The sequence below is a fragment of the Streptomyces sp. NPDC024017 genome, assembly GCF_040638895.1.
Taxonomy (GTDB): domain Bacteria; phylum Actinomycetota; class Actinomycetes; order Streptomycetales; family Streptomycetaceae; genus Streptomyces.
This window is the reverse complement of record NZ_JBEZYZ010000016.1, coordinates 77,273-90,036: the sequence shown is the minus strand read 5'-3', so window position 1 is coordinate 90,036 and position 12,764 is coordinate 77,273. Positions and strand designations below refer to the sequence as shown.

Here is a 12,764-nt window from a genome sequence, read left to right as displayed (position 1 = left end):
GATCCGCCTCCGCCGGGCGGGGGAGAGGCCCCTCAGTCCTCCAGGATGAGCACCGTCTCGTCGATCTCGGCACCCCGGGCCGGGGCATATCCCCGGGCCGCCGCCGCCACGCGGAACCCGCACTTCTCCAGCACGCGCAGCGACCCCGTGTTGTCCGACGCCGCACGCGCGTACAGCGGGCGCTCGGGCACCTCGGCGAGCAGCGCCCGCAGCGCCTGCGTGGCGATGCCCTTGCCCCAGTACGCGCGGTCGACCCAGTACGTCACCTCGCGCTCGCCCGGCACCCCGTACACCCCCGCGCTGCCGACCACGTCGCCGTCGGCCAGGACCGTACGGACGACGACATCGGGCGAGGAGCGCATCCGGGACCAGCGGGTGTCGAAGGCGGCCCGGTCGGCCGGATCCTCCGGGGTGAAGGCCGCCATGCTCAAGGACTCGGGGTCGTTCATCTGCCGGAAGAAGACCGGCAGATCACTGTCGTGGACCTGGCGCAGCTCGACGTTCATGCCTCAGAGCCTACGAGTCGCCAGTGTCAGCCGGTCCCGCGCGTCGAAGAGCGCGTCCTTCACCAGCTGTTCGTGCGCCGGGGTCAGCCGGGCCACCGGCACTGAGCAGCTGATCGCGTCCCGCGCCGGGGTGCGGTACGGGATCGCCACGCCGAAGCAGCGCAGCCCCAGCGTGTTCTCCTCGCGGTCCACGGCGAAGCCCTGCTCCCGCACCTGGCGCAGCTCCTCGATGAGCTTCTCCCGGTCGGTGATGGTGTGCTCGGTCAGCGCGGGCAGCGTCTCCGGGAGCATCTTGCGGACCTGCTCGTCCGAGTAAGTGCTCAGCAGCGCCTTGCCGAGGGACGTGGAGTGCGCGGGCAGCCGGCGGCCGACCCGGGTGAAGGGGCGCAGGTAGTGCTGCGACTGGCGGGTGGCCAGGTAGACGACGTTCGTGCCGTCGAGGCGGGCGAGGTGGATGGTCTCGGTCGTGTCGTCCGAGAGCCGGTCCAGGGTCGGGCGGGCCGCCGCGACGACCTCGTCGCCGTCGATGTACGACGTGCCGACCAGCAGGGCCCGCACCCCGATGCCGTACCGCGTGCCCGTCGCGTCCGTCTCCACCCAGCCCAGCTCGACCAGGGTGCGCAGCAGCATGTAGAGGCTGGACTTGGGATACCCGACGGCCTCCTGGACCGCCGCGAGGGAGTGCATGCCGGGGCGTCCGGCGAAGTATTCGAGCAGTTCAACCGTTCGCACCGCGGACTTGACCTGCGCCCCGCCGCCCGTCTCGCCAGCCGACATCGCCCTTGACCCCTTCGTTGGACGCGAAATAGTCTCCACAGCATATTCATCATCAGAGACAGCGTTCAGTATATCGAACGCCCCTGGTGGATGACCCAGTACTGCGGCATTACATGTGTGGAGGGACCCGCGGTGGCAGCAGCACCAGTCTGGAGTGTCGACCCCCGAACCGGGAAGCAGCGCGAGCAGGTTGCGGTGGAGGCCACAGCCCAGGAGGTGGACGTCGCCGTCCGCGCCGCGCACGAGTCGCGCGGCGCCCTCGCCGACCGCGCGGTCCGCGCGGCCTTCCTGCGCACCGTCGCGGACGAGCTGGAGGCGGCCAGGGACGGTCTCGTCGACGCCGCCGACGCGGAGACCGCGCTCGGCCCGGTCCGGCTGACCGGCGAGCTCGCCCGCACCTGCTACCAGCTGCGCGCCTTCGCGGACATCGTCGACGAGGGCGCCTTCCTCGACGTCGTCATCAACCACCCCGACGACACCGCGACCCCGCCGATCCCGGACCTGCGCCGCTACAAGGTGCCGCTCGGCGTCGTCGCCGTCTACTCGGCGTCGAACTTCCCGTTCGCCTTCTCGGTCGCGGGCGGCGACACCGCGAGCGCCCTCGCGGCCGGCTGCCCCGTCGTCGTCAAGTCCCACCCGGACCACCCGGCGCTGTCCGAGTACGTCGCCAAGGTGCTGCGCCGCGCCGCCGCCCGGCACGACATCCCCGAGGGCGTCGTGGGCCTGGTCCACGGCTTCGAGGCGGGCGTCGAGCTGATCAAGCACCCGCTGGTCGCGGCGGCCGGCTTCACCGGTTCCGTGCGCGGTGGCCGTGCCCTCTTCGACGCGGCGGCGGCCCGCCCCGTCCCGATCCCCTTCCACGGCGAGCTGGGCTCCCTGAACCCGGTCGTCGTCACCGAGGCCGCGGCCGCCGAGCGGGCCGAGGCGATCGGCGCGGGTCTCGCCGGTTCGATGACGCTGGGCGTCGGCCAGTTCTGTGTGAAGCCGGGCCTCGTCCTCGCGCCGGCCGGTGCCGCCGGTGACGCCCTGCTGAAGTCCCTGACCGACGCCGTCAGCGACACCGACGCCGGGGTCCTGCTCGACCACCGCATGCGCGACAACTTCGTCGCCGGGGTCGCCGAGCGGGCCGAGCTGCCCGACGTCGAGTCCCCGGTCACCCCGGGCGCGGGCGGCGAGCACACGGTCAGCGCGGGCTTCCTCACGGTGCCGGCGAGCAGGCTGGCCGCCGAGGGCGAGCACGACCTGCTCCTGGAGGAGTGCTTCGGGCCGGTCACCGTGGTGGCCCGCTACGAGGACGAGACCGAGGTGAAGTCGGTGCTGTCGCGACTGCCGGGCAACCTCACGGCGACGGTGCAACTGTCCGAGGAGGAGGCGGCGGGCGAGGGCCGCGGCGCGGAGATCCTCGCGGAGCTGACGCCGCTGGCCGGGCGGGTGCTGGTGAACGGCTGGCCGACGGGTGTCGCCGTCGCGCCGGCTCAGCACCACGGCGGGCCGTACCCGGCCACGACGTCGACGTCCACGTCGGTGGGCGGGACGGCGATCGAGCGGTGGATGCGGCCGGTCGCTTATCAGAACGCCCCCGAGGCGTTGCTGCCGCAGGAGCTGCGGGACGAGAACCCCTTGGGGCTGCCTCGTAGGTTCAACGGGCGTTTGGAGCGCTGAGCGCCGTAGGGGCGTGGTGGGTTGCCGACTCGCGGTTCGCTGTGGCTTGTCGCGCAGTTCCCCGCGCCCCCGAGGGGCGGACCTGAAAGACTTGGTCGAATGGATCTCGAACTTCCCGAACTTCCTTTCGGTCTGCGCACATATGGCCCCGAAGCCCATTGGTCCTACGAGGACGGTGTGCTCACCGCTTGGGCCGGGGCGCGGCAGGATCGGTTCGTGCCGCCCACCGGGGAAGGGCTGGACCCCGCTTCCGACGCGCCCCGGCTGCTCGGGGCGCCCGAAGGGGACTTCCAGCTGATCGCCAAGGTCACCGTCGGGTTCGGCGCGGCCTTCGACGCCGGGGTGCTCTACGTCCACGTGGGGGAGCGGGCCTGGGCCAAGCTCTGCCTGGAGTACTCCCCGGACGTCCCCACCGTCTGCACCGTGGTAACCCGGGGCCACTCCGACGACACCAACTCCTTCACGGTGGACGGCAGTTCGGTCTGGCTCCGGGTCAGCCGCACCGGCCGCGCCTTCGCCTTCCACGCCTCCCGCGACGGCGAACGCTGGACCTTCGTCCGCCTGTTCACCCTCGGCGACGAGAAGGAGACCGGCGCGGCCCTGGTCGGCTTCATGGCCCAGTCCCCGATGGGCGAGGGCTGCGTGGTGACGTACGACCACGTCGAGTTCAGGCCGAGCTGGCCGGACGATCTGCGCGACGGCAGCTGAGGGCGGGCCGGGAACCGCGTCCCGGCCCGGTCTCGTCCTCCGTTCCATGATCAGCAACCGAGTGATTCCGGGCCGTGTGATCCGTACCGTCCTGCCCGCCGAGGTGGCGGACGTCGTCGCGCTGCACGCGCGGGCCAGGGCGACGTACTACCCCGACGGGCTGCCGCAGGACGGCACGGACTGGACCGCCTCCTGGCGCGGCGCCCTCGCCCGGCCGGACGGCCGTGTGCTGTGCGTCGTGGAGGCGGGCCGCATCATCGGCCTCGCCTCCTTCCGCACCCCTGAGGGCGCCCCGGCGGACTCGGTGAAGCTGTTCCAGTTCCACGTCGACCCCGAGCACTGGCGTCGCGGTGTCGGCGCCGCCCTGCACACCGCGTGCGTGGAGGAGTGGCAGGCCGACGGCAGGCGTACGGCCGTCCTCGACGTGCACGTCGACAACCGGCGGGCACAGGCGTTCTACCGGCGGCAGGGCTGGGTCCCGGAGCCGGCCGCGCCGGGGGATCACCATCTGCGCATGCGGCTCGCCCTGGCCGGGGAATGAAGACCGCTGCTTGAACGTTCATGCACTCGGCGGAGGGAGTCTCCGCACCCGTACGACCTGGAGAGAGCCGAGACATGCGCGTCGAGATCTGGAGCGACATCGCCTGCCCCTGGTGCTACGTGGGCAAGGCCCGCTTCGAGAAGGCGCTGCGGGACTTCCCGCACCGCGACGAGGTCGAGGTGGTGCACCGCTCCTTCGAGCTGGACCCGGGCCGCGCCAAGGACGACATCCAGCCCGTGATCACGATGCTCACCAAGAAGTACGGGATGAGTGCAGCGCAGGCCGAGGCCGGGGAGGACAACCTCGGGGCCCAGGCCGCCGCCGAGGGGCTCGACTACCGCACCCGGGGCCGCGACCACGGCAGCACCTTCGACATGCACCGCCTGCTGCACTTCGCCAAGGAGCAGGGCCGCCAGGAGCAGCTGCTCGACCTGCTCTACCGGGCCAACTTCGCCGAGGAGCGGTCCGTCTTCAACGACGACGAGCGGCTGGTGGAGCTCGCCTCGGCCGCAGGTCTCGACACGGAGGCCGTGCGCGCGGTGCTCGCCGACCCGGGAGCGTATGCCGATGACGTACGCGCCGACGAGCGCGAGGCCGCACAGCTCGGGGCGAACGGCGTGCCGTTCTTCGTCCTCGACCGCAAGTACGGCGTCTCCGGCGCCCAGCCCGCCGAGGTCTTCGCCCAGGCCCTCACCCAGGCGTACGGCGAGGCCTCGCCCCTGAAGATCGTCGACAGCGGCGACGGCGCGGACGCCTGCGGCCCGGACGGCTGCGCCGTGCCCCAGCACTGAAACGCCCAGGTCGGTGCGCACCCATAAGCGCTCCTTAGCGACATCACGCAGAAAGCGGCAATGGACGGGGAGATCCCGGGGACGCAGAGTGGTTCCATGGAGACCTTCGAGAACCTCGTCCGTGCCGAGTTCACCCCGAAGCACACCTACCTCAACACCGCGAGCAACGGGCTCCTGCCCGCCCGCACCGTCAGCGCCGTGCAGCAGGCGGTGCGGATGCGCGCCGAGGGCACGCCCCTGGGTCCCCTGTACGAGGACGTGGAGGCCGCCCGTGCCTCCTTCGCCCGGCTGGCCGGCGTTCCGGCCGAGCGCGTCGCGACCGGAGCCTCGGTCGCCGAGTACGGCGGGCTGATCGCCGCCTCGCTGCCCGCCGGTGCCGAAGTCCTCACGGCGGAGGGCGACTTCTCCTCGCTGGTGAACCCGTTCCACGCGCGCGGCGACCTCAAGGTGCGCGCCGTGCCCCTGGAGCGGCTCGCCGAGTCCGTCCGTCCCGGCACCGCGCTGGTCGCGGTCAGCGCCGCCCAGTCCGCCGACGGCCGCCTCGCCGACCTGCCCGCCGTGCGCGAGGCGGCCCGGGCCCACGGCGCCCGTACCTACGTCGACGCCTCGCAGTCCGCAGGCTGGCTGCCGATGGAGGCCGCCGCGGACGACTTCCTCGCCGCCGTCGGATTCAAGTGGCTGCTGGGCCCGCACGGGGCCTCGTTCTTCGTCGCCCCGCAGGACTTCGGCGGACTCACGCCGCTGCTCGCGGGCTGGGTCGCCGGGGAACGCCCCTGGGACAGCTGCTACGGCCCCGTCGAGGAACTCGCCCACTCCGCACGGCGGTTCGACGTCAGCCCGGCCCTCTTCACCTACGCCGGGCTGCGCGCCTCACTGGAACTGCTGGAGGAGATCGGCGTCGACGTGGTGCACGCCCACGACGTCGGCCTCGCGGACCGCTTCCGTGCCGGGCTCGCCGCGCTGGGCCACGAGCCGGTGCCCGCGCCCGGCTCGGCGATCGTGTCGGTGCCGGGGCTCGGCGACCGGCAGGGCGAACTTAGCCGGGCGGGCATCGAGGTCTCCGACCGGGCCGGGAACCTGCGGGCCGCGTTCCACCTCTACAACACGCCCGCGGACGTGGACCGGCTCCTCGAGGTCCTGGCGGCATGACACAACCGGGTGGGGCCTCCCGTCCCACACGAGGAGGCCCCACCCGGCAGCTCTGTCACACGGTCACTTCACCGCTGACCAGCGGTCACCTCACGGGCGTGAAGTCCCGCGCACCGATGAACTCCGGCCGCCGCACCGGCGCCGCGAACGGTTCCACCGCCGTGTTCTCCACGCTGTTGAACACGATGAACACGTTGCTGCGCGGGAACGGCGTGATGTTGTCGCCGGAACCGTGCATGGCGTTGCAGTCGAACCAGGTCGCCGAACCGGCCTTGCCGGTGAACAACCTGATGCCGTGCTGCGTGGCCATCTGGGTCAGCGCCTCGTCGGACGGCGTGCCCGCGTCCTGCATCTGCAGCGACTTCTTGTAGTTGTCCTTCGGGGTTTCCCCCGCGCACCCGAGGAACGTCTTGTGCGACCCCGGCATGATCATGAGTCCGCCGTTGGTGTCGAAGTTCTCGGTCAGCGCGATCGAGACCGACACCGTGCGCATCCGCGGCAGACCGTCCTCGGCGTGCCACGTCTCGAAGTCCGAGTGCCAGTAGAAACCACTGGCGCCGAACCCCGGCTTGACGTTGATCCGCGACTGGTGGACGTACACGTCCGAGCCGAGGATCTGCCGCGCCCGTCCGACGACCCGCTCGTCGCGGACCAGCCGGGCGAACACCTCGCTGATCTTGTGCACCTCGAAGACCGTGCGGATCTCCTTGGACTTCGGCTCGACGATCGACCGCTCGTCGGCACGCATGTCCGGGTCGTGCACCAGCCGGTTCAGCTCGTTCCGGTAGACCGCGACCTCGTCCGCGCTGATGAGCTCGTCGATGGCCAGGAAGCCGTCACGCTCGAAGGACAGCAGATCGGCCGGCGCGACCGGGCCCGGGGCGTCGGGCGCGCCCCAGACGACCGGGTCCTGGCGCGGGGTGAGCACCTCGGCGGCGCCGCGACTGGGATAGAGGTCGGGGATACCGGTGGTGGTCTCGGTGGTGGCGGTCATGGAAACGTCACACCTCCTCGGTGAGCAGCGGGTATACGCCGTTCTCGTCGTGGTCCTCCCGTCCGGTCACGGGCGGGTTGAACACGCAGAGGCAGCGGAAGTCCTGCTTGACCCGCAGCGTGTGCCTCTCGTGCCCGTCCAGGAGGTACATGGTGCCGGGCGTGATCGTGTGGGTCAGCCCGGTCTCGTGGTCGGTCAGCTCGGCCTCGCCCTCCACACAGACGACGGCCTCGATGTGGTTCGCGTACCACATCGACGTCTCCGTACCCGCGTAGAGGACCGTCTCGTGCAGGGAGAAACCGACTTTCTCCTTGGCGAGGACGATGCGCTTGCTCTCCCACGTACCGGACGCCGCCTTCACGTGCCGGTCGGTACCTTCGATCTCCTTGAACGAACGGACAATCACGGTGCTGCGATGCCTCCTAGATGAGTGATGCTCGGTTGGTCAGGCGGTCTCTCGGACGGCGCGCGCCAGCGTCGACAGGCCCTCGTCCAGTTCCTCGGGGGTGATGGTGAGCGCCGGGAGCAGCTTCACGACCTCGCTCTCCGGGCCGGACGTCTCGATGAGCAGTCCGAGCTCGAAGGCACGCTTGGCGACCTTGCCGGCACGCTCCTTGTCGTGGAACTCCAGGCCCCAGACCAGGCCGCGGCCCCGGTACTCCTTGACGTCGGCCAGGTTCTCCTCGGTGATGGAGATCATGGCCTGCTCGACCTGCTCGCCGCGCTTGCGGGTCTGCTTCTCCATCGCGGAACCGTCGGCCCAGTACGTCTCCAGGGTCGCGGTGGCCGTGACGAAGGCGGGGTTGTTGCCGCGGAAGGTGCCGTTGTGCTCGCCGGGCTCCCAGACGTCGAGCTCGGGCTTGAACAGGCACAGCGACATGGGCATGCCGTAACCGCTGATCGACTTCGAGACGGTGACGATGTCCGGCACGATGCCCGCCTCCTCGAAGGAGAAGAACGCGCCGGTGCGGCCGCAGCCCATCTGGATGTCGTCGACGATCAGCAGCATGTCCTGCCGCTCGCACAGCTCGGACAGGGCGCGCAGCCACTCGGGCCGGGCCACGTTGATGCCGCCCTCGCCCTGCACGGTCTCGACGATCACGGCGGCCGGCTTGTTCAGGCCGGAGCCCTGGTCCTCCAGCAGCCGCTCGAACCACAGGAAGTCCTCGACGGTGCCGTCGAAGTAGTTGTCGAACGGCATCGGGGTGCCGTGCACCAGCGGGATACCGGCGCCGGCCCGCTTGAAGGCGTTGCCGGTCACGGCCAGCGAGCCCAGCGACATGCCGTGGAAGGCGTTGGTGAACGACACGATCGACTCGCGCCCCTTCACCTTCCGCGCCAGCTTCAGCGCGGCCTCCACGGCGTTGGTGCCGGTCGGGCCGGGGAACATGACCTTGTACGGCAGGTCGCGCGGGCGCAGCAGCAGGTTCTGGAAGGCCTCCAGGAACGTGCGCTTGGCGGTGGTCGACATGTCGAGCCCGTGCGTGACGCCGTCGCGCTCCAGGTAGTCGATGAGCGCGCGTTTCAGGACGGGGTTGTTGTGCCCGTAGTTCAGTGACCCCGCTCCGGCGAAGAAGTCGAGGTACTCATGGCCGTCCTCGTCGTACATGCGGCTGCCCACCGCACGGTCGAAGACGGTGGGCCAGCCGCGGCAGTAGCTGCGTACCTCGGACTCGACGGTCTCGAAGACACTCAGGTCGGGCTGGGTGATGGTCACGACGAATCGCTCCTCGGTGCGTGGGGGAAGTCTGCGGGAGTCGGGCGGGAACCCGGAAAGTCAGTGGGGCAGGGGGCCGATGCGGTACAGCACCTCTGCGTCGTGCGGCCCGTCGGGGAACAGGCCCGTGTCGAACAGCACCTCGCGCTCCAGCCGAGCGCCGTGACGCTCGGCGAACGACGTGAACAGGCGCTCCGAGGCCGTGTTGCCCGGGGTGATGGTGGTCTCCACCGTCGTCACCCCGCGCTCGGCCACGGTTCGCGCGACGAGGCCGTCGAGCAGGGCGGCGGCCAGTCCGCGCCCGCGGTGGGCCTCGTCCACCGCCACCTGCCAGACCAGCAGGGTGCGCGGGCTGTCCGGCCGCGCGTACCCGGTGATGAAACCCATCGGCTCGCCGTGCTCGTCACGGGCGACGGCCGAGGTGGCGGCGAAGTCCCGGCACCACAGCAGATAGCTGTAGGACGAGTTCAGGTCGAGAACCTTCGAGTCCTTCGCCATCCGCCAGAGTGCGGCTCCGTCAGCCACCGTGGGGCGGTCGATTTGCGGATCTGCTTGTACGGCAGTCATGGAAATCGAACTTACCCAGCGAAATTCAAAATTGCATCGCCGAGCGGGGTTACATATGGAACCCGTCTGTGTTATCGCGCGGGCGCGCAGATTCACGTATCAAGGTACCAGGATGCCCGATATTGTCCGGTAATTACCGGACAAAACGATCACGATGTGTAACGCGTCACAGCCATGTAAGCCTCACGAAACCCCCCAGAAATTCCCCTCCAGGTGTCCTCAAAATCTGCGTGTTTAGGACCGGGAAAAGCGGGCAGAAGAATAGGGCTGGCTGTTTTTGAAAGAATTCAATTCCTAATTGTGTGCCACCTTACATGTGAGATGTCTCGGATAGCACGTGGAATTCAGGCCCCGGTCACTCCGTCGATGCGTTCCCGCAGGAGATCGGCATGACCGTTGTGCCGTGCGTACTCCTCGATCATGTGGATGAGCACCCAGCGCAGGCTGACCTCCATCCCGGGCATCGGCCCCTCGGCGACCCGCCCGATGTGGTCCAGCGGGAGCCCGGCGCACAGCTCCCGCCCCCGGGCGATCTCCCGCCGCCAGATCCCGAGCGACTCGTCCAGCCCGCGCGCCGGCTCCAGCGCGTAGCCGGTGGCGTCCTCGAACACGGGCGGTACGGCGAGCCCGCCGGCCACCCGCTGGAACCAGTTCCGCTCGACCTCGGCGAGGTGCTGCACGAGCCCGAGCAGGGTCAGCGAGGACGGCTCGGCCGCCGCGATCCGCACCTGCGCGTCGTCCAGCCCGGCGCACTTCAGCTCCAGCGTGGCCCGGTGGAAGTCCAGCCAGCTCTCGAGCATGGCCCGCTCGTCGCCCGTGAGGTGCGGGACGGGGCGGCCGTCGGGGAGGGTGGGAGTGTCGGAAGATGTGTTGGCGGTCATACGGGGAGCATGGCAGGGGGCACTGACAGCGGTGCCCCGGTGCGTCCTGGCCGAGAACTACCGCCACGCCTCCTCGGCGGCCCGCAGCGCGCCCTCCACATCCACGGACAGCCCCTGCTCGGAGAGCGCCGCCCCCAGTGCCGCCAGACTCGCCCGCACCGCACCCGGCGTCGCCTCCGCGCCGTAGTGGTTGACCCGGATCATCTCCTTGGCCAGCGCGCCCCCGCCGGCGGCGACCGGCACCGCCGGATCGGCCTCCAGTGCCCGCCGGACCAGCTCCGACGCGACCACCCCGGACGGTGCCCGCAGCGTCGTGGCGACGGGCGCCGCGTCCCGCGCCTCGTACACGTACGGCTCCAGTCCGCCACCGAGCGCGACCGCCCCGGCCCGGGTCGCCGCCGCGGCGGACGCGTGCCGGGCCATCACGGCCTCCAGCCCCGCCGACTCGATCCGCTCCACACACGCCTCCAGCGCCAGCATCTCCAGCTGCGCGGGCGCATGCAGCAGCGCCTTGCGGCCGCCGTCGATCCAACGCTCCTTCCAGTCGAGGAGCGACAGGTACGACCGGCGGGGCGCCTTCGGGTTCGCCGCCATGCGGGCCCAGGCCCGCTCGCTCACCGACACCGCGGACACCCCGGCCGGACCGCCCATCGCCTTCTGCGCCCCGATCACGCACAGGTCCACGCCCCACGCGTCCGGCAGCACCGGCTCGGCCCCGATCGACGCCACGGCGTCCAGATAGAACAGCGCCCCGTGCGCCCGCACGACCTCGCCGATCTCGGCGACCGGGTTGGTGTTGCCGGTCGCCGCCTCCGCGTGCACCAGGGACACGAAGTCGATCTCCGGGTGGTCGGTGAAGGCCTGGCGGACCTCCCCGGCCGTGACCGCCGTGTGGAAGGGCACCGCCAGGTCGATCACCGTGGCACCGCAGTCCCGCAGCCAGTCGCCGAAGGTCTGCCCGTACGGCCCCGTGATGACGTTCAGCGCCGTCGTGCCCGGACCGGCCGCGGCGCGGATCGCGCCCTCCAGCGGCAGCAGCGCCTCGCCCTGCATGATCACGACGTCCTGCTCGGTGCTCAGCAGCCGGGCCACACGGTCCTCGATCGCGGCGAAGCGGTCCGCGCCGAGCGGGGCCAGGTCCAGAAACGGATGCGTCACGGCAAAGCTCTCTTCACTCACAGCAGGTTCGATCGCATCGAGGGTAACCGGCGGCCCTCACCCCCCTGCGCGCCGAGTCCCGCGCACACCGGCCCCCTTCGATTCCCGCCGGGCGGCTCATTAAGGTGCGGTGCATGAGCGATCGCACGGTGCTGCACGTGAAGGGACGGGTGCTCGTCGGGCCCGAGGATGTCCGGGACGAGCTGTGGGTGGTCGACGGCCGCATCTCCTACGACCGTCCCGCCGGCGCCCGCGACATCCGCACGGTCGCCGGCTGGGCCCTGCCCGGCCTCGTCGACGCGCACTGCCACGTGGGACTCGACCGGCACGGCCCGGTCCCCGAGGACGTCGCCGAGAAGCAGGCCCTGACCGACCGGGACGCCGGCACGCTGCTCATCCGCGACGCCGGCTCGCCCTCGGACACCCGCTGGATCGACGACCGCGAGGACCTGCCGAAGATCATCCGCGCCGGGCGGCACATCGCCCGCACCCGCCGCTACATCCGCAACTACGCCTGGGAGATCGAGCCGGAGGACCTGGTCGCCTACGTCGCCCAGGAGGCCCGCCGCGGTGACGGCTGGGTCAAGCTGGTCGGCGACTGGATCGACCGCGACCTCGGCGACCTGTCGGCCTGCTGGCCCCGCGAGGCCGTCGAGGCGGCGATCGCCGAGGCCCACCGCCTGGGCGCCCGCGTGACCGCGCACTGCTTCTCCGAGGACTCCCTCCAGGACCTCGTCGAGGCGGGGATCGACTGCATCGAACACGCGACGGGCCTGACCGAGGACCTCATCCCGCTGTTCGCCGAACGCGGCGTCGCCATCGTCCCGACCCTGGTCAACATCGCCACCTTCCCGCAGCTCGCGGACGGCGGCGAAGCCCGCTTCCCGCGCTGGTCGGCCCATATGCGCAGGCTCCACGAACGCCGCTACGACACCGTGCGGGGCGCCTACGACGCCGGGATCCCCGTCTTCGTCGGCACCGACGCCGGCGGCGGCCTCGCCCACGGCCTGGCCGCGGCCGAGGTGGGCGAACTCGTCACCGCCGGCATCCCGCCCGTCGAGGCCCTCGCCGCGGGCACCTGGACGGCCCGCGCCTGGCTCGGCCGCCCCGGCCTCGACGAGGGCGCCCCGGCCGACCTCCTCGTCTACGACGAGGACCCGCGGGCCGACGTACGGGTGCTGGCGTCGCCGCGCCGGGTGGTGCTGAACGGGCGCGTGGTCGGGTAGCCGCGAGGGTGACGGCGGGGAACGACTGTGCCGGTGGATTCGAATGGATCCACGGTCTCGCCACGTTGGAGTGAAGCGGCGTCAGAT

General features: G+C 71.0%; 14 protein-coding genes. 6 read left to right on the top strand and 8 right to left on the bottom strand.

Translation table 11 applies throughout. From position 1 onward, the window contains the following. Positions 1-32: 32 nt before the first annotated feature. A complete protein-coding gene (locus AB0G20_RS34785; RefSeq protein ID WP_361309515.1) occupies positions 33-506 on the bottom strand; it encodes a GNAT family N-acetyltransferase in 474 nt (157 codons plus the stop codon). 3 nt (positions 507-509) lie between these two features. Beyond that, on the bottom strand, positions 510-1,283 hold the full coding sequence (locus AB0G20_RS34780; protein ID WP_031109054.1) for an IclR family transcriptional regulator: 774 nt from the start codon (positions 1,281-1,283) through the stop codon (positions 510-512). A 132-nt stretch (positions 1,284-1,415) separates the two neighbouring features. Here AB0G20_RS34780 and AB0G20_RS34775 point away from each other — a divergent pair, with 132 nt between their 5' ends. The 5 genes from AB0G20_RS34775 (at position 1,416) to AB0G20_RS34755 (ending at position 6,134) form a co-directional block, all read left to right on the top strand. Next, complete coding sequence (locus AB0G20_RS34775; protein WP_361309513.1) at positions 1,416-2,945, top strand: aldehyde dehydrogenase (NADP(+)); 1,530 nt, start codon at positions 1,416-1,418, stop codon at positions 2,943-2,945. Positions 2,946-3,044: 99 nt separating this feature from the next. Further along, entirely contained in the window at positions 3,045-3,653 is a 609-nt protein-coding gene (locus AB0G20_RS34770; protein ID WP_361309511.1) for a DUF1349 domain-containing protein, read from the top strand. Between the two features lie 46 nt (positions 3,654-3,699). Beyond that, positions 3,700-4,194 carry a GNAT family N-acetyltransferase gene (locus AB0G20_RS34765; protein ID WP_361309509.1) on the top strand — a complete coding sequence of 165 codons (495 nt, stop codon included), beginning with the start codon at positions 3,700-3,702 and terminating at the stop codon, positions 4,192-4,194. 74 nt (positions 4,195-4,268) lie between these two features. Further along, positions 4,269-4,985, top strand: coding sequence for a DsbA family oxidoreductase (locus AB0G20_RS34760; RefSeq protein ID WP_361309507.1), 717 nt, complete (start codon positions 4,269-4,271; stop codon positions 4,983-4,985). Between the two features lie 96 nt (positions 4,986-5,081). Further along, the gene (locus AB0G20_RS34755; protein WP_361309504.1) at positions 5,082-6,134 is read left to right on the top strand and encodes an aminotransferase class V-fold PLP-dependent enzyme; all 1,053 of its coding nucleotides are present in this window, start codon (positions 5,082-5,084) and stop codon (positions 6,132-6,134) included. Between the two features lie 85 nt (positions 6,135-6,219). Here AB0G20_RS34755 and thpD read toward each other — a convergent pair whose 3' ends face one another. The 6 genes from thpD to AB0G20_RS34725 form a co-directional block, all read right to left on the bottom strand. Continuing rightward, positions 6,220-7,128: an ectoine hydroxylase gene (gene thpD / locus AB0G20_RS34750; protein WP_361309501.1), complete on the bottom strand. Its 909-nt coding sequence runs from the start codon at positions 7,126-7,128 to the stop codon at positions 6,220-6,222. Positions 7,129-7,135: 7 nt separating this feature from the next. Beyond that, positions 7,136-7,534 (bottom strand): ectoine synthase, encoded by a 399-nt coding sequence (locus AB0G20_RS34745; RefSeq protein WP_053670739.1) that lies wholly within the window; start codon positions 7,532-7,534, stop codon positions 7,136-7,138. Positions 7,535-7,573: 39 nt separating this feature from the next. Then, positions 7,574-8,845: a diaminobutyrate--2-oxoglutarate transaminase gene (ectB, locus tag AB0G20_RS34740; protein WP_361309499.1), complete on the bottom strand. Its 1,272-nt coding sequence runs from the start codon at positions 8,843-8,845 to the stop codon at positions 7,574-7,576. A 60-nt stretch (positions 8,846-8,905) separates the two neighbouring features. Continuing rightward, complete coding sequence (ectA, locus tag AB0G20_RS34735; protein ID WP_248501545.1) at positions 8,906-9,412, bottom strand: diaminobutyrate acetyltransferase; 507 nt, start codon at positions 9,410-9,412, stop codon at positions 8,906-8,908. 344 nt (positions 9,413-9,756) lie between these two features. Beyond that, positions 9,757-10,293: a DinB family protein gene (locus AB0G20_RS34730; RefSeq protein WP_361309496.1), complete on the bottom strand. Its 537-nt coding sequence runs from the start codon at positions 10,291-10,293 to the stop codon at positions 9,757-9,759. Between the two features lie 57 nt (positions 10,294-10,350). After that, a complete protein-coding gene (locus AB0G20_RS34725) occupies positions 10,351-11,451 on the bottom strand; it encodes an aminotransferase class V-fold PLP-dependent enzyme (protein WP_361309494.1) in 1,101 nt (366 codons plus the stop codon). A 134-nt stretch (positions 11,452-11,585) separates the two neighbouring features. Between AB0G20_RS34725 and AB0G20_RS34720 the strand changes: the two genes are divergently transcribed. Then, complete coding sequence (locus tag AB0G20_RS34720) at positions 11,586-12,677, top strand: amidohydrolase family protein (RefSeq protein WP_361309492.1); 1,092 nt, start codon at positions 11,586-11,588, stop codon at positions 12,675-12,677. Positions 12,678-12,764: the final 87 nt, after the last annotated feature.

Coding starts and splice junctions, on each gene's coding strand:
- AB0G20_RS34785 (WP_361309515.1), bottom strand. CDS start 506: ATGAACGTCGAGCTGCGCCAGGTCCACGACAGTGATCTGCCGGTCTTC.
- AB0G20_RS34780 (WP_031109054.1), bottom strand. CDS start 1,283: ATGTCGGCTGGCGAGACGGGCGGCGGGGCGCAGGTCAAGTCCGCGGTG.
- AB0G20_RS34770 (WP_361309511.1), top strand. CDS start 3,045: ATGGATCTCGAACTTCCCGAACTTCCTTTCGGTCTGCGCACATATGGC.
- AB0G20_RS34765 (WP_361309509.1), top strand. CDS start 3,700: ATGATCAGCAACCGAGTGATTCCGGGCCGTGTGATCCGTACCGTCCTG.
- AB0G20_RS34760 (WP_361309507.1), top strand. CDS start 4,269: ATGCGCGTCGAGATCTGGAGCGACATCGCCTGCCCCTGGTGCTACGTG.
- AB0G20_RS34755 (WP_361309504.1), top strand. CDS start 5,082: ATGGAGACCTTCGAGAACCTCGTCCGTGCCGAGTTCACCCCGAAGCAC.
- thpD (WP_361309501.1), bottom strand. CDS start 7,128: ATGACCGCCACCACCGAGACCACCACCGGTATCCCCGACCTCTATCCC.
- ectA (WP_248501545.1), bottom strand. CDS start 9,412: ATGACTGCCGTACAAGCAGATCCGCAAATCGACCGCCCCACGGTGGCT.
- AB0G20_RS34730 (WP_361309496.1), bottom strand. CDS start 10,293: ATGACCGCCAACACATCTTCCGACACTCCCACCCTCCCCGACGGCCGC.
- AB0G20_RS34720 (WP_361309492.1), top strand. CDS start 11,586: ATGAGCGATCGCACGGTGCTGCACGTGAAGGGACGGGTGCTCGTCGGG.